The 22,061-nt window shown below is 64.4% G+C and carries 21 protein-coding genes; 14 read left to right on the top strand and 7 right to left on the bottom strand.

The window, feature by feature from the left end; translation table 11 throughout:
* Positions 1–82: 82 nt before the first annotated feature.
* Together ACWCOO_RS07550 and ACWCOO_RS07545 are read right to left on the bottom strand one after the other, a co-directional pair.
* A complete protein-coding gene (locus ACWCOO_RS07550) occupies positions 83–1,186 on the bottom strand; it encodes a GspE/PulE family protein (RefSeq protein WP_446830387.1) in 1,104 nt (367 codons plus the stop codon).
* A 29-nt stretch (positions 1,187–1,215) separates the two neighbouring features.
* Positions 1,216–1,698, bottom strand: coding sequence for a pilin (locus ACWCOO_RS07545; RefSeq protein ID WP_446830386.1), 483 nt, complete (start codon positions 1,696–1,698; stop codon positions 1,216–1,218).
* A gap of 198 nt (positions 1,699–1,896) precedes the next feature.
* Between ACWCOO_RS07545 and sucC the strand changes: the two genes are divergently transcribed.
* From sucC to ACWCOO_RS07530, 3 genes are read left to right on the top strand one after another with little or no spacing between them, the layout of a single operon-like run.
* Positions 1,897–3,057, top strand: coding sequence for an ADP-forming succinate--CoA ligase subunit beta (gene sucC, locus ACWCOO_RS07540; protein WP_446832017.1), 1,161 nt, complete (start codon positions 1,897–1,899; stop codon positions 3,055–3,057).
* A complete protein-coding gene (gene sucD, locus ACWCOO_RS07535; RefSeq protein WP_446830385.1) occupies positions 3,054–3,923 on the top strand; it encodes a succinate--CoA ligase subunit alpha in 870 nt (289 codons plus the stop codon). Before sucC ends, sucD begins: the two co-directional genes overlap by 4 nt.
* 16 nt (positions 3,924–3,939) lie before the next feature.
* On the top strand, positions 3,940–5,568 hold the full coding sequence (locus ACWCOO_RS07530) for an NAD+ synthase (RefSeq protein WP_446830384.1): 1,629 nt from the start codon (positions 3,940–3,942) through the stop codon (positions 5,566–5,568).
* Positions 5,569–5,586: 18 nt separating this feature from the next.
* Here the strand turns inward: ACWCOO_RS07530 and ACWCOO_RS07525 are convergent, their stop codons facing one another.
* Positions 5,587–6,156 (bottom strand): Maf family protein, encoded by a 570-nt coding sequence (locus tag ACWCOO_RS07525; RefSeq protein WP_446830383.1) that lies wholly within the window; start codon positions 6,154–6,156, stop codon positions 5,587–5,589.
* Between the two features lie 116 nt (positions 6,157–6,272).
* On the opposite strand from ACWCOO_RS07525, the gene ACWCOO_RS07520 reads away from it, so the two are divergent.
* The 6 genes from ACWCOO_RS07520 (at position 6,273) to ACWCOO_RS07495 (ending at position 10,502) form a co-directional block, all read left to right on the top strand.
* On the top strand, positions 6,273–6,842 hold the full coding sequence (locus tag ACWCOO_RS07520; RefSeq protein ID WP_446830382.1) for a YceD family protein: 570 nt from the start codon (positions 6,273–6,275) through the stop codon (positions 6,840–6,842).
* Entirely contained in the window at positions 6,820–7,023 is a 204-nt protein-coding gene (gene rpmF / locus ACWCOO_RS07515; RefSeq protein WP_446830381.1) for a 50S ribosomal protein L32, read from the top strand. Before ACWCOO_RS07520 ends, rpmF begins: the two co-directional genes overlap by 23 nt.
* 75 nt (positions 7,024–7,098) lie before the next feature.
* Complete coding sequence (gene plsX, locus ACWCOO_RS07510) at positions 7,099–8,106, top strand: phosphate acyltransferase PlsX (RefSeq protein WP_446830380.1); 1,008 nt, start codon at positions 7,099–7,101, stop codon at positions 8,104–8,106.
* Positions 8,085–9,092 (top strand): beta-ketoacyl-ACP synthase III, encoded by a 1,008-nt coding sequence (locus tag ACWCOO_RS07505; RefSeq protein ID WP_446830379.1) that lies wholly within the window; start codon positions 8,085–8,087, stop codon positions 9,090–9,092. The genes plsX and ACWCOO_RS07505 overlap by 22 nt, the downstream gene beginning before the upstream one ends.
* 41 nt (positions 9,093–9,133) lie before the next feature.
* Positions 9,134–10,051, top strand: coding sequence for a L,D-transpeptidase family protein (locus tag ACWCOO_RS07500; RefSeq protein ID WP_446830378.1), 918 nt, complete (start codon positions 9,134–9,136; stop codon positions 10,049–10,051).
* Between the two features lie 142 nt (positions 10,052–10,193).
* Positions 10,194–10,502 carry an alanine-zipper protein gene (locus ACWCOO_RS07495; RefSeq protein WP_446830377.1) on the top strand — a complete coding sequence of 103 codons (309 nt, stop codon included), beginning with the start codon at positions 10,194–10,196 and terminating at the stop codon, positions 10,500–10,502.
* 117 nt (positions 10,503–10,619) lie between these two features.
* Here ACWCOO_RS07495 and ACWCOO_RS07490 read toward each other — a convergent pair whose 3' ends face one another.
* Genes ACWCOO_RS07490 through ACWCOO_RS07475 form a run of 4 tightly spaced genes read right to left on the bottom strand, consistent with a single transcriptional unit; the run spans position 10,620 to position 16,083 of the window.
* Complete coding sequence (locus ACWCOO_RS07490) at positions 10,620–11,828, bottom strand: type II secretion system F family protein (protein WP_446830376.1); 1,209 nt, start codon at positions 11,826–11,828, stop codon at positions 10,620–10,622.
* A gap of 7 nt (positions 11,829–11,835) precedes the next feature.
* Complete coding sequence (gspE, locus tag ACWCOO_RS07485) at positions 11,836–13,308, bottom strand: type II secretion system ATPase GspE (protein WP_446832016.1); 1,473 nt, start codon at positions 13,306–13,308, stop codon at positions 11,836–11,838.
* Positions 13,299–15,245 carry a secretin N-terminal domain-containing protein gene (locus tag ACWCOO_RS07480; RefSeq protein WP_446830375.1) on the bottom strand — a complete coding sequence of 649 codons (1,947 nt, stop codon included), beginning with the start codon at positions 15,243–15,245 and terminating at the stop codon, positions 13,299–13,301. Before ACWCOO_RS07480 ends, gspE begins: the two co-directional genes overlap by 10 nt.
* Before the next feature lie 31 nt (positions 15,246–15,276).
* The gene (locus tag ACWCOO_RS07475; protein ID WP_446830374.1) at positions 15,277–16,083 is read right to left on the bottom strand and encodes a type II secretion system protein N; all 807 of its coding nucleotides are present in this window, start codon (positions 16,081–16,083) and stop codon (positions 15,277–15,279) included.
* Between the two features lie 117 nt (positions 16,084–16,200).
* On the opposite strand from ACWCOO_RS07475, the gene clpS reads away from it, so the two are divergent.
* The 5 genes from clpS (at position 16,201) to gcvT (ending at position 22,060) form a co-directional block, all read left to right on the top strand.
* Complete coding sequence (clpS, locus tag ACWCOO_RS07470) at positions 16,201–16,533, top strand: ATP-dependent Clp protease adapter ClpS (RefSeq protein WP_446830373.1); 333 nt, start codon at positions 16,201–16,203, stop codon at positions 16,531–16,533.
* A gap of 5 nt (positions 16,534–16,538) precedes the next feature.
* The gene (clpA, locus tag ACWCOO_RS07465; RefSeq protein WP_446830372.1) at positions 16,539–18,803 is read left to right on the top strand and encodes an ATP-dependent Clp protease ATP-binding subunit ClpA; all 2,265 of its coding nucleotides are present in this window, start codon (positions 16,539–16,541) and stop codon (positions 18,801–18,803) included.
* A gap of 42 nt (positions 18,804–18,845) precedes the next feature.
* Positions 18,846–19,064: a translation initiation factor IF-1 gene (infA, locus tag ACWCOO_RS07460; protein WP_446830371.1), complete on the top strand. Its 219-nt coding sequence runs from the start codon at positions 18,846–18,848 to the stop codon at positions 19,062–19,064.
* A 94-nt stretch (positions 19,065–19,158) separates the two neighbouring features.
* A complete protein-coding gene (locus ACWCOO_RS07455) occupies positions 19,159–20,952 on the top strand; it encodes a DUF885 domain-containing protein (protein WP_446830370.1) in 1,794 nt (597 codons plus the stop codon).
* Entirely contained in the window at positions 20,939–22,060 is a 1,122-nt protein-coding gene (gcvT, locus tag ACWCOO_RS07450) for a glycine cleavage system aminomethyltransferase GcvT (protein WP_446830369.1), read from the top strand. The genes ACWCOO_RS07455 and gcvT overlap by 14 nt, the downstream gene beginning before the upstream one ends.
* Position 22,061: the final 1 nt, after the last annotated feature.

Below are 22,061 nucleotides of genomic sequence, written 5' to 3'. Positions count from 1 at the left end.
CCTCTTTTCCTTGCGTCGCTACGCTCCCTGCGGAAAAGAGCTGCGCCGTTCCCGCCCCATCAGAGCAGAAACCACCCCGCCATCACTTCGGCACCAGTCCCACATGTGTCTGAACCCGGACAGGATCCTCGACCGCGCTGATGTTGCGCTCCAGCACATTCAGGCGCGACAGCGCCGCGTAGAGCGTTACGGTCTTGCCGCTGCCGGTCGGGCCGGTCACCAATATCATGCCCTGCGGCTGCGCCAGCGCCGCCTCGAAATCGCGCTGCTGCCGCTGGTTCATGCCGAGTTCGTCGAGTGGGGGCAGCGCGGCGCCTGAATCAAGGATGCGCACCACCACTTTCTCCCCGTGCAGCGTCGGTAGCGTGCTCATGCGCAAGTCGGCGCCGCGGCCATCGGTGAGCCGCATCCGCATCCGGCCGTCCTGAGGAGCACGCCTTTCGGCGATGTCCAGGCGCGCCAGGACCTTGAGTCGGGCGCAAACCTTTGCTGCCAGCCCAGCCGGCGGCTGGGCCGCGAGCCGCAGCAGGCCGTCAATGCGCAAGCGCACCCGGTAACTGCTCTCGTGGGGTTCGAAGTGAATGTCGGACGCGCCCTGCCGAATGGCGCCAAGCAAAACCCCGTTCACGAAACGCGCAACCGGCCCTTCGTCGGCCGGGGAAACGGTAGCCGGGTCCTCGTCATCAGCAGCTTCGCCAGCCAATTCCAGCACCGGCAGCTCAGTGGCCAGCGGTCCGGTCTCCGCCATCCCAGCAACCGGCGCCTTGAGACGCGCGGTCAGCTTGTGATACTCGACCACCACGGCTTGCGGCTCGAGTCCGGTGCGCTGCCGCGCTTCGTCCAGACTCGTGATCCGCGCGGGGTCGGCAAGTCCCAGCACAAGACGGCGGGCATCGGCCGCCAGTGGTATCAGGTGCCGGGACGCAAAAAATTCCGTGTCGAGTTGCGTCGGCGCGGGCGGCAGTTCGGCGAGCCGGTCAAGGTCCAGCAGGGGCAGCCCGAATTCGTGGGCCACCGCCCCGGCAAGGCGCCCCGGATCAGCGTCCTTGCGTTCGGCCAGCTTGGCGACCAGGCTGCCGCCGGAACGCTCGAGCTCCTGCTCTGCGGCCTGCATCGTGCTTTCGCTTACGATGCCTTGCGCCACCAGCCGCCGCGCTAGCCCGCTGGCTGGCTGACGGGAATCCATTGCCGGGCCAGTTTCGTTCTCGGCGGCGGTCAGGACCGGCAGGTTTGCGGCAGGTAGGCGTTTTCCAAGTCGGTTGCGGCTTCTTCCGCGCCGAGCGCTTCGCCGTCCGGTGCGGGCGCATTGCCGCAACGCCAGACCAGACTGGAGCCGTCCTCGCCGATGTATGGGGTCAGGAAGAGTCTGGCGTCGGCGATCAGGCGGTTGGCTTCGTTGCCGAAGGTGACTACTACTTCGCTATCGATGATGTCCACCGAGGTCACGTAGCGCCCCTGTGTGTCTGTGCTGTCGGCGCTCAGCCCTGCCGCGGTACGATTGGCCGGACCGGCGCCCGTTGTCATGAATGCTTCCGTGACCGCATTGCGCGTTTGCAAGGACAGCGAGACGCCTTCCTGAACCTGGGCGCGTATGGTGTAGTCCTGGTAGGCCGGTATCGCCAGCGCCGCGAGGATGCCGATGATCGCAATCACGATCATCAACTCGACCAGTGTGAATCCTTTTGTCCGGTTGTGCATGGCGTCCAGCCTCCCTTGCGCAGAACGCGGCCAGAATAAGTGAGCGTCGCAGCGCTGCGCAAGCTGGAAACTGTCCGCATTTGCCCGCAAATCCGCAGCCGTTCCAAATGTTGCGGGTTTTGCTGTCTTGCGCCGCAGAGACTGCGCAGGTAGCACCCGCTTGCGCGCCTTGGCGCTATTGATTCTAAAATGCGCCCCGTGAACCTGCACGAGTATCAGGCCAAGGAGTTGCTGCGCCGCTACCAGGTGCCGGCCGGCTCCGGCTTGGACGCGGACTCCCCGGATGCCGCGCAGCAGTGCGCCCGCGACTTGGGCGGAGAGCGCTGGGTAGTCAAAGCGCAGGTGCATGCGGGCGGACGCGGCAAGGGCGGCGGAGTGGTGGTCTGCGATTCTCCCGAGGCGGTGCGCTCGGCGGCCGAGGGCCTTCTCGGCAACCGGCTGGTAACGCCGCAAACCGGTCCGGAGGGTCTGCCGGTAGAGAGGGTCTATGTCGAAAAGGCTTGCCGCATCGCCCGAGAGCTGTACCTGGCGGTGCTGATCGACCGGGCCGCCGAATGCGCTTGTTTTGTAGGTTCCGCGGCGGGCGGAATGGATATCGAGGAAGTAGCCCGCGTGACGCCGGAGAAAGTCGCGCGGATCAAGGTGCATCCGGCAGTGGGGGTAATGCCTTACGTCGGACGTCAGTTGTGCAGAGTGTTCGCGCTTGAAGGCCAACTCGCCCGCCGGATGGAGGAGCTTTCCGCCACCTTGTACCGCATTTTCGTCGATTGCGACGCAAGTCTCCTGGAAATCAATCCGCTGGTCGTTACGCCGGAGGACGAGTTGCTGGCCCTCGACGCCAAGATCGGTCTGGACGACAACGCCCTTTTTCGTCATCCCGAGCTTGCCGCCCTGCGCGATCCCGGCCAGGAGGACGAACTCGAGCGGCGCGCCGCCGAGGCGGGATTGAGTTATGTGTCGCTGGAAGGATCGATTGCCTGCATGGTGAACGGCGCGGGACTGGCGATGGCGACCATGGACCTGATCAAGCTGGAAGGCGGCGAGCCGGCCAACTTTCTGGATGTGGGCGGGGCTGCCGATGCCGAGCGGGTCGCTGCCGGGTTCCGCCTGATACTCTCCAATCCCAAGGTGCGCGCCATTCTGGTGAATATATTCGGCGGCATCGTGCGCTGCGACGTGATTGCCGAGGGCATTCTGCAGGCAGTGCAGGAGGCTGGCGTGGAGGTGCCGGTCGTGGCCCGCCTCGAAGGAACCAATGCCGAGAAGGCGCGCGCCATGCTGGACGCGAGCGGTCTGAAGATAAACGCCGCCTCCGACTTGGCCGAGGCGGCGCGTATCGCGGTTGAGGCGGCGGTATGAGCATACTCGTGGACGCTTCCACCCGGGCAATCTGCCAGGGTTTGACCGGTCGGCAAGGACGCTTTCACGCCGAGCAATGCCTGCGCTACGGCACCCGGATTCTGGCCGGGGTTACCCCTGGGCGAGGTGGTCAGGAATGTCTCGGTTTACCGGTTTACGACACCGTTCCGGAGGCGGTGCGGGCCACGGGAGCCGACGTCAGTCTGGTGTTCGTGCCGGCTGCCGCTGCCGCCGACGCCATCATGGCCGCTGCCGCCGCCGGTATTCGCTTGGTGATCTGCATCACTGAGGGTGTTCCGGTGCTCGACATGGTGCGCGTCAGGGCAGCGTTGCGTTCCTTCGATTGCCGGCTGGTTGGCCCGAATTGCCCGGGCGTCATCACGCCCGGTGAATGCAAGTTGGGGATCATGCCCGGTTTCATCCACCAGCCGGGGCGAGTGGGCGTGATCTCGCGCTCCGGAACGCTCACCTACGAGGTGGTGCACCAGACCACTGCCTGCGGCTTGGGGCAATCGAGCTGCGTGGGCATCGGCGGCGACCCGGTGCGCGGGCTTGATTTCATCGACTGCCTGGAAATGTTCGAACGCGATCCCGGCACGGAAGGCATCGTGATGGTTGGAGAAATCGGCGGCACCGACGAAGAACAGGCGGCGGATTTCATTCGCCACGAAGTCACGAAGCCGGTGGTGGCCTATATCGCCGGAGTCACGGCGCCACCGGGGAAACGCATGGGACACGCCGGAGCCATCGTGGCCGGAGGGCAGGGCTCCGCCGAAGCCAAGTACGAAGCCTTGCAGGCCGCCGGCGTTGCGGTGACCCGCTCGCCCGCCCAGATCGGGCGCAGCATGGCAAAAGCGCTCGCCTAGTGTGTCAGCGCGCGCCATGAGGATCGCCCTGGCGCAACTCGACTTGCTGGTAGGCGACGTGCCGGGCAATGTGGCCCGCATCCTCGACGCCATCGAAAAAGCCCGCGCCGGCAAGGCCGCGTTGGTGGCGTTTCCGGAACTGGCCCTGTGTGGCTATCCTCCGGAAGACCTGCTGTTTCATGCCGGTTTGCGCGAGGACTTGAGCGCCGGGCTGCAGCGGGTCCGGGAGGCCTGCGGGGCAATGGCCGTGGTTCTCGGTTATCCGCACTGGGAGGATGGGCGCTGCTACAACGCCGCGGCGCTGCTGCATGACGGGCGCTCGCTGCTCGTGCATCGCAAGAACGCGTTGCCCAACTATCGTGTGTTCGACGAACGCCGCTACTTTGCGCCGGGCGAGGAAGCGCGCTGCGCCGAATTGGGTGGATTGCGTCTGGGCCTGGCAGTCTGCGAAGACGTTTGGGAGGCCGACGTGCCCAGGCGGCTGGCGGCAGCGGGCGCACAGCTCGTTGTGGCAATCAACGGCTCGCCTTACGAGCTGGGCAAGCAAGCGCAGCGCGAGGCGCTGCTTGCAGAGCGGGCGCGGGAGATCAGGTTGCCGCTGGCCTACGTCAACCTGGTGGGCGGTCAGGACGAACTGGTTTTCGATGGCGGCTCCTGCGTAGTCGATGCGTCCGGGCAGGTCTGCCTGCGTGCGGCCGCGTTTGCCGATGGGCTTTTTTTCTGCGATTTCGAGGCACGTACGGACGCGCCGGCAGTGCCTCGCAAGGGCAAGGTGGCGCCCTTGATGTCCGAGGAAGGCGAGGTCTATGCCGCGCTCGTGACCGGGGTGCGGGACTACGTGCGCAAGAGCGGTTTCTCGCACGTGGTGCTCGGTCTTTCAGGCGGCGTGGATTCCGCCCTGACTCTCGCCGTGGCGGTGGATGCGCTGGGCGCGGACAGGGTGCTGGCCGTGATGATGCCTTACCGCTACACGGCATCGATCAGTCGCGAAGACGCGGAATGCCAGGCGCGCACCTTGGGCGTGCAATACGAAGAGCTGCCCATTACCGGCATGGTGAACGCGATGCGGGAAACGCTGGCCGAGCAGTTTGCGGGGCTGCCGGAAGATGTGACCGAGGAGAACATCCAGTCGCGCTGCCGCGGAATGTTGCTGATGGCGATTTCCAACAAACAGCGTCGCCTGGTGCTGGCCACCGGCAACAAGAGCGAATATGCGGTCGGCTACGCGACGCTCTACGGCGACATGGCGGGCGGTTTCGCGCCGCTCAAGGACTGCACCAAGACCCGCGTCTATCGCCTGGCCCGTTATCGCAACACGCTCTCGCCGGCGATTCCCGAACGGGTGATCGAGCGCCCACCCACGGCGGAGCTCCGGCCGGGCCAGCTCGACAGCGATTCGCTGCCGCCTTACGAGGTGCTTGACGGCGTGCTGGATGCGTTGATGATGGAAGATCTATCCGTAGGCCGGATTGCCGAGCGCGGTTTTGATCCGCAGGTTGTTCGGCAGGTTGCGGACCGGGTCCGCATCAGCGAATACAAGCGGCGGCAAGCGCCGCCGGGCGTGCGCGTAACGCAACGTGCTTTCGGGCGCGACTGGCGCTATCCCATAGTGTCCGGTTACCGCCCGTCGCGCAACGCCGAGTGACGGGCGGCAGGCGACGGGTCAGGCTGCGTCAAGCGGCAGAACCGACGCCAGCCACATCAACGGAAGCCCGATGATTGCGGTGGTGTCGGATGTTTCCAAGGCATCCAGAAGCATTGGCGCGGCGCCCTCGGCGCGAAAGGCCGCGGTGCAGTCGTAGGGCTCGTCCAGTTGGAGGTAGCGCTCCACCCGCGCATGATCCAGCTCCCGGAAGCGCGCCACCGTGAGGTCGCAGTGGGTCAACGTTTCGCCATCGGGCGTCAACACGCATATCGCCGTGTGAAAATCCAGCCGCTTGCCCGAGAAGGCCAGCAGAGTTTCCCGCGCCAATTCCGGCGTTTGCTGCTTGCCTACCGGCCGTCCTTCAAATTCGGCCAGCTGATCGGCTCCGATCAGCCATGCGCCAGGGTGGCGAGGCGCCACTTTGCGCGCCTTTTCTTGCGCCAGCCGCAGGGCCTGGTCGCGCGGGCGTTCGTCGTTCAGCGCGCTTTCGTCTATGCTCGCAGGGTCGGTCCGGAAATCTCCGAGCAGCCGCGCAAGCAGCTTGCGCTTGTATGGAGATTGTGACGCCAGAACGAACGTGGCAGGCATGAAATACGACGGCGGATGCGCGGAATTGACAGCTTTTGTGCAGCTTCCTATGATAGCTGCCGCATAGTCCCTGTCCGCATCGTTTTGCGGACTTTTCGACCGCGGAAGGAGGGAGTGTGGTTCAGCTCGGCGCGGTATCGATGCGCAAGTTGCGCGAATGGGCCGTTCGCAATCACCTGGTGGAAGCATCGTTTGCGGTGAGCGCGTTGCCGCGCTTGGCGGAAATGTGCGAGGGCGCCGGGCTGGGGCGCAAGATTGATGCGCGCTGGTCCTTTCGTCCGGGGTTGGAGGGTTTTCCGCAGATCCACTTGTGGGCATGCGGCTCCTTGCAACTGCCGTGCCGACGCTGCCTGGGGCCGGTCGTCTGGCCGGTGGAGGTGGACTGCCGGCTGACCGTGGTGGGGGGCGAGAGCGAAATCAGGGACGTTGCTTCTCCGTACGACACTGTTGTGGCTGGCCCGTCCGGCTTGGTGCTGGGTACAATATTGGAAGATGAGATCCTGACCAGCCTGCCGATGGCGCCGGCGCATTCCGAGTGCGCGGTGATGCGGGAGGTACGGTCGCAAGCCGCGTCCGGCTCCTGCCGTCCGCTGGCGGGTCTTGGCGCCTTGATGCGGCAAGGCCGGGATTCAGTGCCGATGGCCAGTTCCGAGGGGGACAATCATGGCAGTTCAACAGAATCGTAAATCACGTTCGCGCCGCAACATGCGCCGTTCGCATCATGCCCTGGGGCGTCCGACGCTGTCGATGGATCCGGAAACCGGGGAGCTGCACCGTCGGCACCACGTGGCGCCCGACGGCTACTATCGCGGCCGCGAGATTACTCCGCCGCCCCCCGAGGTGGACGAGGAGGAAGCGCAGGACTGAGTCCCGCGCGCCAGACTCGGGATCCCCTTGTTGGGCATGAAGCCGGCCCGGCCGGTGAGCTATGCGGACTAGCCCATGAGCAAATTCGTCACGATAGCGGTGGACGCCATGAGTGGCGATCTAGGTCCAGACGTCGCAGTTCCCGCGTCGCTGGAGATGCTGCGCAGCCGCGACGAGTTGCGGCTGATACTGGTGGGTGACGCCGACACTGTGCGCCGCCATTGCGGGCGCCTGGGGAAGGAGTCCAACCGGGTGGAAATTCATCATGCCGACCAGGTGGTTTCAATGGAAGACACGCCGTCGGAGGCCTTGCGCCGCAAGAAGCGGTCCTCAATGCGGGTGGCTGTTGAGTTGGTGCGTTCGGGGGAAGCTCAGGCCTGTGTCAGCGCCGGCAATACCGGAGCCCTCATGGCCACCGGCCGCCTGCTGCTGAGGATGCTTCCCGGCATCGACCGCCCGGCGATCCTGGTGGCGCTGCCCACGATGCAAGGCGTTTGCTACATGCTGGATCTCGGGGCCAATCCGGTTTGCACGCCCACGCATCTGTTGCAGTTTGCCGTGATGGGTTCGGTGATTGCTTCGATCAATGGCGTGGAGAACCCTGCTATCCGGCTGCTCAATAACGGCGAGGAGGAGATCAAGGGGATCGAAACGGTGCAGGCAGCGAATGCGCTGCTCAGCGAAAGCCACCTGAACTATCAGGGCTTTGTGGAGCCCAACGACGTGTTCAAACACCGTGCCGATGTGGTGGTTTGCGATGGCTTCACCGGCAATATTGCGCTGAAGACCATGGAAGGATCGGCGCAATTCGCGTATCGCCAGATGGTCTCCTATCTGCGCAGCAGTTGGCTGACCCGCGCCTACGGACTGGCGTGCTGGCCTTTCCTCTATGCCATCAAGAAACGCCTCGATCCCAATCGCCACAACGGCGCCACGCTGGTCGGGCTGAACGGAATCGTGGTCAAGAGCCACGGATCGAGCAATGAGATCGGTTGGCAGCAGGCCATCCACCTGGCGATGCGCGAAGCGGAAAAAGGCATGAACGAGCGCATTCAGGGACTATGGAGCAACATGGCCGCCTGATGGAAACGGTCAGCGGTTTACGGTACTCGCGAATTGCCGGCACGGGGCGCTATCTGCCCGAGCGCATACTGACCAATGCGGACCTGGAGCGGATGGTGGACACCACCGACGAGTGGATCCGGACTCGCACCGGCATGGAACGCCGGCACCTGGCGGCCGATGAGCAGGCAAGTTCCGACCTGGCGATTCCGGCGGCGCGCGCTGCGCTGCAGGCCGCAAATTGCCGGCCGCAGGACATCGACCTGGTGGTGGTGGGCACCACGACTCCCGACCTGGTGTTTCCGAACGTGGGCTGCATGGTGCAGGACGCGTTGGGCATCCCGCCGTGCGGCGCTTTCAGTTGCGAGGCCGCCTGCACTGGCTGGCTCTATGCACTGAGCATTGCGGACGGAATGATTCGTTTGGGGCGCGCCAACAAGGCCCTGGTGGTGGGGGTGGAGGTGCTTTCGCGCATAACCGACTGGAACGACCGAGGGACCTGCGTGTTGTTTGGCGACGGCGCTGGAGCGGTTGTCCTGGAACCGGCCACGGAGCCGGGCATGATGAGCTTTATCCTTGGCGCCGACGGGTCCTATGTGGATATTCTGAGAAGCCGCTCCGGTGTGTCGCGCAATCCCGGGCAATTCAGCGATGGCGGCGCGGCGGTGCGCATGAAAGGCAGCGAAGTGTTCAAGATCGCGGTGCGCACCATGGGCGGCACGGTGGATCAGCTACTGGAGCGGCATGGCCTCGCCCGCGGCGACATCGACTGGCTGATTCCCCATCAGGCGAATATCCGCATCATCCAGGCGATCGGCAAGCGGCTTGGTCTGCCCGGCGAGCGCGTGATCCTGACGGTGCAGGACCATGGCAATACAGGCGCCGCGTCAATACCTCTGGCGCTGGATGTGGCGGTGCGGGATGGGCGCATCCGGCGCGGCCAGCGCATAATGATGGTCTCTTTCGGCGGCGGACTTACCTGGGCCGCCGGCTTGATGCAATTCTGATGCAAGGCGTTCCGCGTAGCATCCGGCCTGTCAGGCAGCGAATGCTGTTCGTCCTGCTTGCCGGGATTCTGGCCGGTCCCGTGGCTCAGGCCGAGAACTTTCTGCTCACCGGCGCCAATGTCACGATTGTGGGGCAGGCGCACTGGATTGCCGCCGACCGGCGGGAATCGCTGCTGGACGTGGCGCGCCGCAACGGGCTTGGATTCGCCGACATGCAGCAGGCCAATCCGGACGTCGATCTTTGGGTGCCCAGAAACGGCGAGCAGGTGTTGTTGCCCACCGCATTCGTCTTACCCAATGCGCCGCGTCAGGGTGTGGTCGTGAATATTGCCGAGTATCGGCTCTATATGTACTACCGGGAAGAGGGGCAGGACATGGTCGCCACATTCCCGATCAGTATCGGCCGCATGGACTGGAAGACGCCGCTAGGCAACTGGCGAGTCACGCGCAAGCGTTCAAAGCCGACCTGGCGGCCGCCGGAGTCCATCATTGCAGAGTACGCGGCCGACGGGGAAGTGTTGCCGCGCGTCGTTCCTCCAGGCCCCGATAATCCGCTGGGCGATTACGCCATCAACCTCTCGGCTCCCGGATACCTGATTCACGGCACGAACAGGCCGCGCGGGGTGGGCATGCAGGTTACCCACGGCTGTTTGCGCATGTTGCCGGAAGACATCGAATGGCTGTTTCCGCAGGTCTCTGTGGGGGTTCCTGTCGCGATCGTGGATCAGCCCGTCAAGGTGGGCTGGCGCGACGGGCAGCTCTACGTGGAGGTACACAGGCCGCTCGAAGAGTATTCGCCGCAGGCTATAGATGCGCTGATAAACCGTATGCGCCTGTCTGCTTATGCGGCACGCGTGGAACTGGATATTCCGGCCATGCAGCGCGCGCTGATCGAACGCAAGGGCGTACCGGAGCGAATTTCGGCGTCCCTACCCGAAGCAAGGGCTGCGTCGCGATGAGCTCGCGGGGCGAGTGCATAGCAAAGCCGATTTGGACGTGCAAAAAAACATGCAGCGCTTGCATTTTGTTCGGTGGTTTGCGAAGATTCGCGCAGTGCGCCAAAACAGGCGCCTTTGACTAGCTGGGGAGCCAGGGAACCTAATGAAGAAGATCAGACCTTTTGTCATGCTGCTTGCGGCGCCTGCCACTGCCGTTGCTTTGTCGGGCTGCTGCACTGGGGGGATGTCCGCCCAGAGCAATGCTGATGCTGCCTCCATTGGCAGCCGTCTTTCCGCGATAGAGGGCAGAATCGGCGATATGGAAGCCGCCCAGCGGGAGACTGCGGCCGCAGTCGACCGCGCTGTTGCAACGGCGGAACGCGCGGCTGAAGCAGCGGAAGATGCGAAGGCTACGGCGGACGCGGTCAGCGAACGCATGGATCGCATGTTCCAGCAAACACAGCAGAAATAGACAGACTCACCTGACAGAGCCGCCGCGATACTCTCATCGCGGCGGCTCTGGCTTATGTTCCAGAGCGGTGGCATTGTTTGCCGCTCAAGCATGGCTCGTCCGAGCAGCTCTCCTCTATTAGCCGATGAGCCGGTTCATTTCGAATATCGGCATCAGAACGGCCAGCACTATCAGCAGTACGAAGCCCCCCACCACCATGATCAGCAGGGGCTGGAGCAGGGAGGTCATGGCGTCGATGCGCGACGATAGCTCCCGCTCCTGGGTTTCCGCAGCGCGCCCCAGCAACTGATGCAGTTCGCCGCTGGCCTCGCCGCTGGCTATCAATTGAATACATAGCGGCGGGAAAAGGCCGCTGCGGCTTAGCGCATCGGCTGCCGCCGCCCCTTCGCTGACTTCTCCGGCAGCGGTCATGGCGGCTTCGCGCATCGGCAGACTAGTCAACATGCGCGCAGCCACCCTTAGCGATTCCCAGACCGATACGCCGGCGCCGGTGAGCGTGGCCAATGATTGCATCAGCCGCGCCGAATTCAGTTCCCGGGAGAAGGCCCCGAACAGTGGTGCGGCGAGCAGCAGGCGGTGGAGGCGCAAGCGCGCGGCCGGCAGGCGCATGGCCCGGGCAAGCAGCACGCCGCCGCCGGCCGCGGCCAGCAGCGCAAGCCAGCCGTATGTGTTTGCGAAAGCGCTTACTGACAGCAGCGCTTGCGTAAGAATAGGCAATGCCACACCACTGTCCACGAACACGGGCGTGACCTGGGGGACAACATAGATCAGCATCAGGCTCACGATGCCCAAGCTCAGCGCGGCGAGCACCATCGGATAGGCCAGCGCTGCCCGTACCTGCTGCCGCAAGGCCTGACGCTTTTCGAAGTGTTCGGCCAGCCGCTCCATTACTTCCTCCAGGCGCCCGATGCGCTCGCCCGCGCCCACGGTTGCGACCAGCAGTTCCGGAAACACGCGGCCCCCTGCGTCCAAAGACTCGGAGAAGCTGTAGCCCTCCTGGACTCGGGCGCGAACTTCCGTGAGCACCGCGCTGTGGCGCAAACCTTGCTCCGCCAGCGCCTTCAAGGCTGTGTCCAGGGGCAGGCCGCCCCGCAGCAGCGTAGCAAGCTGGCGGCAGACTTGCGCCAGCGCATCGCTGTTCATCGCGCGTTTTTTCCTGCCGGGCCATAAGCGGATTGCGGCGCGCTGGGTGGCAGGGCGCAACTGCAGCGGCTGCAGGCCCTGCTCCCGCAATAGATCGCGCGCGTGCTTCGGGTTGTCGCCTTCAACCGCGCCCCGCCTGCGGCGGCCTTGGCGGTCCAGGGCGGAGTAGGTCCACCGAGGCATTGACGCCTCAGTCCTTGCTGGTCACGCGCAACGCTTCCTCAAGCGACGTGACGCCGGCCCTAACCTTCTCCAGCCCGTTGCTGCGCAAGGGCGGGGTGCTGCGCCGTGCTTCCTCTTCGAGCTGTTGTTCCGGCGCGCCCTCGTGTATCAGCTTGCGCAGACGCTCATTGATGCTAATCAGTTCATAGATTCCCGTACGTCCGCGGTAGCCTCCGCCGTCCACCGCGGCCACATCGCCTGGACGGTAGAGCGTAGGCGCATCTCCCGCGCCCAGCTCCAGTAGCGCGCATTCGCGCGTATTTGGCGAATGGGGCTCCCGCGTCGCAGGATCCAGCACACGCACCAGGCGCTGCGACAAGATGCCCTGCAGGCTGGAGGAAATCAGGAACGGCTCCAGACCCATGTCGCGCAGCCGAGTCACGGCTCCCACCGCGGTATTGGTGTGCATGGTGCTGAACACGAGGTGGCCGGTAAGGCTGGCGCGCACGGCGATTTCCGCGGTTTCGATGTCGCGGATTTCGCCCACCATCACCACGTCCGGGTCCTGTCTCAAGATGGCCCGCAGGCCGCGTGCGAAGCTCAGGCCAACGCGGCCGTTTACTTGGGTCTGTCCCACGCCTTCCAGGTAGTATTCCACCGGATCTTCGACGGTCATGATGTTGCGCGTGCTGTCGTTGATTCGGTCGAGCGCCGCATACAGCGTGGTCGTCTTGCCGGAGCCGGTAGGCCCGGTGACCAGCACGATGCCGTGCGGGCGCTGGATCAGCCGCTCGATGCCGGCCAGCGTGTCCGCGTCCATGCCGAGCGATTCCAGGTCCAGCCGTCCGGACTGCTTGTCCAGCAATCGCATGACCACGCGCTCTCCGTGGATTCCCGGCAGAGTGGAAATGCGCACATCCACCGCGCGCCCGGCGATTCGCAAGGATATGCGCCCATCCTGCGGCAGGCGCTTTTCGGCAATGTCCAGGTCGGCCATCACCTTGGCCCGCGAGATCACCAGGGGGCTCAAGCCCCGCCGCAGCTTCAGGGTTTCGCGCAGCACGCCATCGACGCGGAAGCGCACATTGAGATTGAATTCGCCCGGCTCCAGGTGTACATCGGAAGCGCCGGTGCGAATCGCGGAAGCCAGAACTGCGTTCAGCAGCCGGATGATCGGCGCGTCGTTATCGCTGTCCAGCAGGTCGGAAGGCGCCGGCAGTTCCCGCGCCAGTGCGCCGAGCTCCTGGTCTTCGTCCAGGTCTTCGGCAATCGACAGGGCGCTGTCCGCGCCGACTTCGTAGCGCGCCCTGAGGCGGCGTTCGAAGTCCTCGGCGTCGATCAGCTTGGGCTGCAGGCGGCGGCCTGCAAACCGGCTCGCTTCCGCCAGCCCTCCCAAGCTGGCGCCGGCGCGCACCAGGGCGACCACTTCGCCTTGCGGTCCCGAAGTGAGAAGCACCCCGTGCCGCTGCGCAAAACTGAAAGGCAGGGTGTTCAATCCGATTCCAGCGCTTCGTGTGGGTCCCGCGCTGCGCCCTCCGCCTCCTCCGCGTCAGCCGCCTTGTCCTGCAAGTCGAAGGCGCCGGGCAGTGTCTCGGGCAGCCGCGTGGCTTCGTCCGAAAGGGTGTGCATCAACTGCTGGCGGCGGAGGTAGTCGTACTTGGCGTCGGTCGCAGCGTCCGCGCGCGATGAGTCGCGCAGGATGCTGGGCCGTATGAAAAGCATCAAGTTGGTTTTCTCCCGGGTCAGGCTGCTGGCGCGGAACAGTGCTCCGATAAAGGGAATACGGCCCAGCAACGGCGCCTGCTGGCGTTTTTCGCGCACCTTGTCCTGAATCAGACCGCCCAGCACCAGGGTGCCCCCGTCCTCCACGATCACCGCCGTTGTCAGCTCGCGTGTGTTGGTGACAAGGTCCACCGCTCCTGCCACCGTCGGCGCCAATTCGGAGAGACTTTGTTTGATCTCCAGACGCACCGCATCGCCTTGGTTGATCCGTGGGGTGATCGTGAGCGTCAGGCCGACATCGGAACGATTCACAGTCGTGAACGGCCGGATCTGGCCGTCGGCGGCGCTGGGATTGATACCCGAACTGGCATAGCTGCCGGACAAGAAAGGCACCTCCTGGCCTACGCTGATGGTCGCTTCCTCGTTGTCCAGCGTCACCAGCATGGGAGTGCCCAGAATGTTCGCGCCGGCGGTGTTTTCCACCGCGTTGATCAGCGCCGCGAAGCTCAGCCCATCATCGCGCACCCGGCCCAAGGCAAACCCCGCGCCCGGCCCCAGCGCCTGGCCCGCTGCAGCGCGGCCCTGGTCCGTGTTCGACAGGGAACCGGCCACCAGTTCCCGCAAACTGCTGCCGGAATCCGGGAAATCCGTGCCGCCCAACACCCGCTGCGGGTCGTAGGCGGCCCAGTTCACGCCCAGTTGGCTTGCTTGCTCGGCGTTCACCTCGGCAATCAATGCTTCCACCAGCACCTGGGCGCGGCGGATGTCGAGCTGGTCCACCACCGCCATCATGTTGCGCAGCGTTTCGGGCGGCGCGTCGATGATCAGCGCGTTGGTGTCCTCGTCAGCGGAAATCAGCACCCTGTCTTCGCCTTCGGCGCCGCCGGCGAACTGCGCGCTCAGCTTCTCCGCCAGATTGACGGCGCTGGCGTAGCGGATATAACGCACCCGCGTGTTGCCGCCTTCGGCGAGCGGCGTATCCAGGTGTGCAATCAGCGCCCGCAACTGCAGGCGCCGGCTGCGCTCGCCGCCAAGCAGTATGCTGTTGGTGCGGCTGTCGGCTACCGCCGCGCTGCCGCTCACGCCGGCGCCTTCGGCAATCTCGGTCAGAACGCGCACCAGGTCCCCGGCGCTTGCGTATTCCAGCGGAATGACCTCGATCGGCTGCTCGTTGCGAATATCGATGCGCTGGACCACGCGCGCGATTCGCTCAATGCTCGAGCCGCGATCGGAAAGGATCAGGACGTTGGTTGGCGCATGGGCGGCCAGATGGGCGCCAGGCGGCATCATCGGGCGCAGTATTGGCACCAGGCTTTGCGCTTCCACGTTGGCCACGTTCAACACGCGCGTTTGAAGTTCGTCGAGAGTGGCCTGGTCTTGCGGCACTTCCGGGAATATCCGCAGCGTTCGGTCAGGCGCGAGCCGCACCACGGGGCCCGAAGGCACTGCCACGATTCCATGCGCACTGAGCATGGACAAGAACGCCTGGTAGAAGGCCTCCGTGGTCATTGGCTGCGACGCGATCAGTGTGAACCGCTGGTCCAGTCCCACCGCCGGGTCGATCACGAATGTCTTGCCAATGGCCTGGCCCACAGCTTCCACGACTTCCTCGAGGTCCGCACCGCGATAGTTCGGCGTGACGCTGTCCTCTTGGGCCCAGGCAGCATGCGCGAGCGCCAGCAATGCCGGCAAGCTGCACCATGCCTTCGAAATCATGAACCTTCGCTTTGGTGTCATGCGCGCCACCTCACATCGTCAGGGGGCCGAAATTCTCGCCGCCTATGGAAATTTCAAGCTGCTCGCCGCCGCGTTCCACGCTGAGCATCATATCTCCCCCTGCGCTCATCTGCTGCCTGACCTCCGGTAGATTGCCGCTGTCGATGGGAATGCCATTGATTGCAACAACCAGATCGCCGGCCACCAGGCCCAGTGCATCGAAGAAGCCCTGCTGGCCGCGCGGGAAAACGCGGTAACCGAGCATGGCGCCGTCGGCCTCCATGACCGGCTCCATGCGCAGAATCTGCGATAGCGACATGCGCGCTGGAACTGCGGCAATCGAAAAATCAACATCCTCTGCAGCCGGCTGCGGGGGCAGACCCCGTGGTGTCGTTCGGGCCATCCCCGGCGTCAGGCCGCTAAGCGGCAGACGCAGAATTTCGGCGCCCCGCATCAGACGCACCTCATTCGCGTCCACCTCGTGCAGCGTAAGCCCGGCCGCCAGCGCGTCGCCTGGGAAATATGCGCGCGACACTCCGCCGGACTCAATGATGGCGTGCGCCATGTTTGGGCTTGTGGAAGCCATCACGCCGCGCAGCCGATAGTCGCCGCCGCTCAGCAAACCGGGTTCGCCGCCGCGCCGGCTCTCTGCCGGCTCGCCAAAGAGCCGGGCTCCGGGGGCCTCTGCGCCGCCGCCGGCTGAGGCCACCGCAGGCGCAGCGGACGGTGCGGGCGGTGGTTCAGAACGTGCCCATTCCCATGCCGACAGCACGATGCGTACCAGAAGCCACACGGTGACCGCCAACAGAGCAAACGCGGGCACACGCTTAAGCAGCATATTGCACCATCAGACCAGCGCGCTCCCATTTCCGAAAATCATGCCGAATGTCCACATTTGCGATGCAATGTTGCAAGCAGATTGTGATAATTTAAGGCATCATCACGCAGGCGCGAAATGAACGAGCAAAAGAATAACGATTTTCCGCGTCACTTGGGCGACTCTCCCGCGGTCGAAACAGCTCCGCCGAAGGTCGAGCGCCCGTCGCTGTATCGCGTCGTGCTTCTCAATGATGACTACACGCCGATGGAGTTTGTGGTGCAGATGTTACAGAAACTTTTCGGCTACGGGCGCGAAAAAGCGACGCGCATCATGCTTGAAGTGCATATGAAGGGGCGCGGTGTATGCGGCGTCTTCGCCTTCGAAATCGCCGAGACCCGCGCGGCCCAGGTGCTCGAATATGCGCGCCGCCACGAACACCCGCTTGCCTGCGTGGTGGAGAAAGCCTGAACGCCATGTTGAGCCGCGAACTGGAAATCTGCCTGTCCAACGCGCTGGTGCGCGCCCGTGAGCGCCGCCACGAATTTCTTACCGCCGAACACTTGTTGCTGGCGCTCACCAGCAGCCCGGTGGTGGCCGAAATTCTGGCCGCCTGCGAGGCCGATGTGGACGGCCTGGCCAGGACACTGGAGCAGCATCTTGATGAGACCATGCCGACCGTGGGGCTGGAGGACGGCCGCCAGACCCGGCCCACCCGCGCATTCGACCGGATTCTCAAGCGCGCCATGGCGCATGTGCAGAACAGCGGGGTGAAGGAAGTGAGTTCGGCGAATGTACTGGTTGCGCTGTTTGCCGAGAACCAGACGTTTGCGGTAAGCGAACTCGGCCGGCAGGGCGTCACCCGCCTGGATGTGGTGAACTATATTTCGCACGGCATTTCCCGTGCCAAACCGGTTCCGGCCGGCGATGCGCCGGGAGAGGACGCCTCCGGTCAGCCCGCGCCGCGCGCGCTGGAGGTTTACGCCGCAAATCTCAATGAGCGGGCCCGTGCCGGGCGAATCGACCCCTTGGTCGGACGCGCGAAGGAAATAGAGCGCGCTTTGCAGGTGTTGAGCCGCAGGCGCAAGAACAATCCCCTGTTCGTGGGCGATGCGGGCGTTGGCAAGACCGCGCTGGCCGAGGGCCTGGCGCTGCTCATGGCCGGCGACGACGCGCCTGCCGTGCTGGAGGGCTGCACGTTGTATGCGCTGGATATGGGCGCTCTGCTGGCCGGCACCCGCTACAGGGGCGATTTCGAGAAGCGCCTCAAGGCGCTGGTCGCGGAATTGGCGGCAGAAGAGGGCGCCATCCTGTTTATCGATGAAATCCATACCGTGATCGGGGCAGGCGCTGCCTCCGGCGGCATGCTCGACGCCTCCAACATCATCAAGCCGGTCCTGGCCAACGGCGAATTGCGCTGTATCGGATCGACTACCTACAAGGAATACCGGGGCGTTTTCGAGCGCGACCGTGCTCTTGCCCGGCGCTTTCAGAAGATCGAAGTGCCGGAACCCAGCGTGAACGAAACGTACGAAATCCTGCGTGGTTTGCGCAGCCGTTTCGAGGAGCACCACAAGCTCGTCTATAGCGATGAAGCCTTGCAGGCGGCGGCCGAGCTTGCCGCCCGGCACATCGGTGACCGCTGTCTGCCGGACAAGGCCATCGATGTGGTGGACGAGGCCGGCGCGCGCCTCAATCTCAGCGCTGGCGGCAAGACCGAACAGCAGGGCGTGGAAGTTTCCCACGTCGAAGCGGTGGTCGCCCAGATGGCCGGCATTCCGCCGCGCAGCGTTTCGGCCTCCGACCGGGAGATCCTGGAACAGTTGGAGAGCAATCTCAAGCGGGTGATTTTTGGCCAGCACCCTGCGATAGAGGCGCTGGCTTCGGCCATTCGCATGGCTCGCTCGGGCCTGCGGGAGCCGGAAAAACCGGTCGGTAATTTCCTTTTCTCGGGGCCCACGGGGGTAGGCAAGACCGAGGTCACCCGGCAATTGGCCTATTGCCTGGGCTTGGAGCTGCTGCGCTTCGATATGTCCGAATACATGGAGCGGCACACGGCTTCGCGGCTGATCGGCGCGCCTCCCGGCTACGTCGGCTTTGACCAGGGTGGTCAGCTCACCGAGGCTGTCACCCGGCACCCGCACTCGGTGCTGTTGCTTGACGAGATCGAGAAGGCGCACCCGGATGTCTTCAACCTGCTGCTGCAGGTCATGGATCATGGAACCTTGACGGACAACAACGGGCGCAAGGCCAACTTCAACCACGTGATCGTGGTGATGACCACCAACGCCGGCGCGCGCGAGGCGGCGCGCGGTTCGATGGGCTTTACGCCGCAGGATCACTCCAGCGACGCCTTGTCCGCAATCGAGAAGGGTTTTTCACCGGAATTTCGCAACCGGCTCGACGCCGTTATCCAGTTTGCGCCGCTGGAGCACGACTCGGTGCTGCGGGTGGTGGAGAAATTGGTGCTTGAGCTGGAGGCGCAATTGCAGGGGCGCAATGTGACGCTGGTGCTCGAAGACGCCGCCCGCGACTGGATTGCCAGGCGCGGCTATGACCGTACAATGGGCGCCAGACCCATGGCGCGCGTGATTCAGGAGCACATCAAGAAGCCTCTCGCGGAGCGGATGCTGTTCGGCGACCTGCAGTCGGGCGGGCGCCTGCGAGTAACGCTCGATGAGTCCGGCGAGGGCCTAGGGCTGAAGGTGGAAGAAAGCCAGTTGGCCGAGGAAGACCAGTGATCACTGCCGCAGCGAACGGCATTCCGGCGCGGTAGATCGCGGATGGCGAAGCAGGAACCGATTCAATTTCAGGGAAAAGTCACCGAGACTTTGCCTAACACGACCTTTCGAGTGACCCTGGACAACGGACACGTTGTGATGGCCCATATTTCCGGCAAGATGCGCAAGCACTACATACGCATTCTGACTGGTGACCGGGTTACCGTGGAACTGACTCCCTACGATTTGAGCAAAGGGCGTATCGTCTATCGGGAGAGGTAAGCGGCTTTCCCGGCCTCCGGCAATACGCACCGCGCGGGCTGGCGGAGCCCCGGAACTAGCGCAGGCGGAGACACGCTGATGGGACGATACACGCATGGCCGATAGAATTCAGCGAAATTTTTTCACCGGGCTGGCCTTTCTTGCCTTGTTTATGAGCTTGGGCGGAAATCCGGCTACCGCGCAACAGCCCGACGCCGAGCAGGCGCTGGATGAATTGTTTGCCGACGAGTGGGCTACCCGGCTGGAGGAGAATCCGCTGCTCGCCACCATGATGGGAGCCAAGGGATACAACGCCAGGCTGCCGGGCGCGTCTTTCGACGACATCGAGCGCCGCAAGCGTCAGGCCAGCGCCTTCCTGCAAAGGCTCAACCGGCTCGACATCGACGCGCTTCCGGCGCAGCGCCGGCTGGATTACGAACTCTTCGCCTGGATGCTGCGAACGCGCATTGAGTCCGCCGCGCATTATCCGGAGCGCATTCCGTTCATTGCCGACAGCGGTTTCCACTCCGGCTTGCTGCGCTCGGCAGACGGCGTGGCTTTCCGCGATGTTCAGGCCTACGACGACTATCTTCAGCGTCTGCAGGCCATTCCGGAGCACGTCGAGCAGCACATCGAGAATATGCGCGCCGGCATCAACGACGGTTTCGTGGCGCCGTTGGTCGTCCTCGACAGCGTATTGCCCACTGTGACGACCCCGGCTTCGGCTGCGGTGGAACAAAGCGCCTTCTATGCGCCTTTCCTGCGCATGCCGGCCACGCTGAGCGCGTCGGAGCGCTCCAGACTGGAAACCGATGCGAGAGAAATCATCGGCGTTCAGGCGCTCGGAGCGCTGCAAAGGCTGGCGGCCTTCCTGGACGGCGAATACCGCTTGCAAGCACGCGAAAGCATCGGCGCGTCGGAACTTCCGGGGGGCGCCGACTACTACCGTCAGCGCGTCCGGGCGATGACCACGCTGGACCTTGCGCCGGAAGAAATTCATGCCGTCGGGCTCGCCGAAGTGGCCCGCATCCGACAGGAAATGCTGGCGCTTGTCGAAGCGCTTGAGTTCGAGGGCGGCATCGATGCCTTTGTCGAGTTCCTGCGCACGGATCCGCGCTTCTATGCAAAATCGGCGGAAGAACTCATGATTCGCGCCTCGCGCATCGCCAAGCGGGCGGACGGTCTGCTGCCGGGCTGGTTCGGCCTGCTGCCGAGGATGCCCTACGGGATCGTGCCCATGCCCGCGGAAATGGCGCCGACAGGTACCACGGCGCGTTACCGGCCGGCGCCGCGCGGCGGCAATCGCGGCGGGTCCTACTGGCTCAACACCTACGCACTGGATCAGCGGCCGCTGTATGAACTTCCTGCGCTCACGGTCCACGAGGCGGTGCCCGGTCATCACCTGCAAATCGCCCTGGCCCAGGAGCTGGAGGGCGTGCCGGAATTCCGCCGCGCGCTCGGATTTACGGCCTTTGTCGAGGGTTGGGCGCTTTATACCGAGTGGCTGGGCATCGAAATGGGAATCTACACTACCCCTTACGAGCATTTCGGGCGTTTGAGCTATGAGATGTGGCGCGCCTGCCGGCTGGTAATCGATACCGGCATACACGCCTTGGGCTGGACCCGCGGCCAGGCATTGGCCTACCTTGCAGACAATACTTCGCTCAGCCTTGCGAACGTCGAAAACGAGATCAATCGCTATATTGCCTGGCCGGGGCAGGCCCTGGCCTACAAGCTCGGAGAACTCAAGATCAAGGAATTGCGCCGCCGCGCCGAGGACACTCTGGGCGAAAGTTTCGATGTGCGCGCCTTTCACGATGCCGTGCTGGCCAATGGCGCTCTGCCGCTGCCCCTGCTGGAACGCGAGATAGCCGCCTTTATTTCACGTTCCGCCGATGGCGGCGGCTAGCCGCCCCACACTGTGGGACGCGCATCGTGCGCTGGGCGCGCGGATGGTGCATTTTGGCGGTTGGGAGCTTCCCCTGCACTACGGCTCGCAGCTTGCCGAGCACCATGCGGTGCGCACTGCCGCCGGCGTATTCGACGTGTCTCACCTGGCCGTCACCCTGGTATCGGGGAGAGGCGCGAAAGCGTATCTGCGGCGCTTGCTGGCCAACGATATCGAGCGCCTGAACGGGCGAGTAGCGGGCCTTTACGGCTGCCTGCTCAATGAGTCCGGCTGTGTGCTGGACGATCTGATCGCCTACCGGCTGGCTGACGACCGCTATCGGCTGGTAAGCAACGCCGCGCCGGCAGCTTCGGTGCGGGCGCATATTGCAAAAGTGGCCCGGGCCTTCCCCGTGCGGCTTGCACCCGCGGAAGGCGGAGTGGTACTGGCGGTTCAAGGGCCGCAAGCCATGGCCTCGGGCGCGGGCGTGGCCGGTGCGCTGTTCGGTTCTGAATTCGCGGCCGCCCTGTCTGCGCTGAAGCCATTCGGCGCCGTTGAACAGGACGGAATCCTGGCCGCGAGAACCGGATACACGGGCGAAGACGGGTTCGAGATTTACCTGGACGCCGGCCCCGGCCGCGCGTTCTGGCAGGCGCTGCTCGAGGCCGGCGTGGACCCCTGCGGTCTGGGCGCCCGCGACACGCTGCGTATGGAGGCCGGATTGTGCCTGTATGGCCAGGATATGGACGCAACCCTCACTCCGCTGCACTGCGGACTGCGGTGGACCGTTCAGATGAATCCGCCGCAGCGCAATTTCGTTGGCCGGCGCGCGCTGGAGGCGCTCTGGGAGGATGTCGAACTGCCTTCGTTCAGGGGTTTGACGCTGACCCAAAGAGGTATCCTGCGCGCCGGCCAGAAGGTGTTTACGCCCAAGGGCGAGGGTGTAGTGACTAGCGGTGGCTATTCCCCTACCATGAGCGAGTCCATTGGGCTTGCGCGTATGCCGAGTGGCAGCTACGCACAGTGCAAGGTGGAAATCCGCGGTGAGGCAGTAGCCTGCGCCGTTGTCGAGCCGCCGTTCGTGCGCCGCGGCCGCATACTCGTCAATGCCGCACCTGTGAATGCATGAG

Origin of the sequence: Candidatus Foliamicus sp. (genome assembly GCF_965221325.1) — a bacterium.
Taxonomy (GTDB): Bacteria; Pseudomonadota; Gammaproteobacteria; order Steroidobacterales; family Foliamicaceae; genus Foliamicus.
This window is presented reverse-complemented; position numbering and strand designations above follow the sequence as displayed.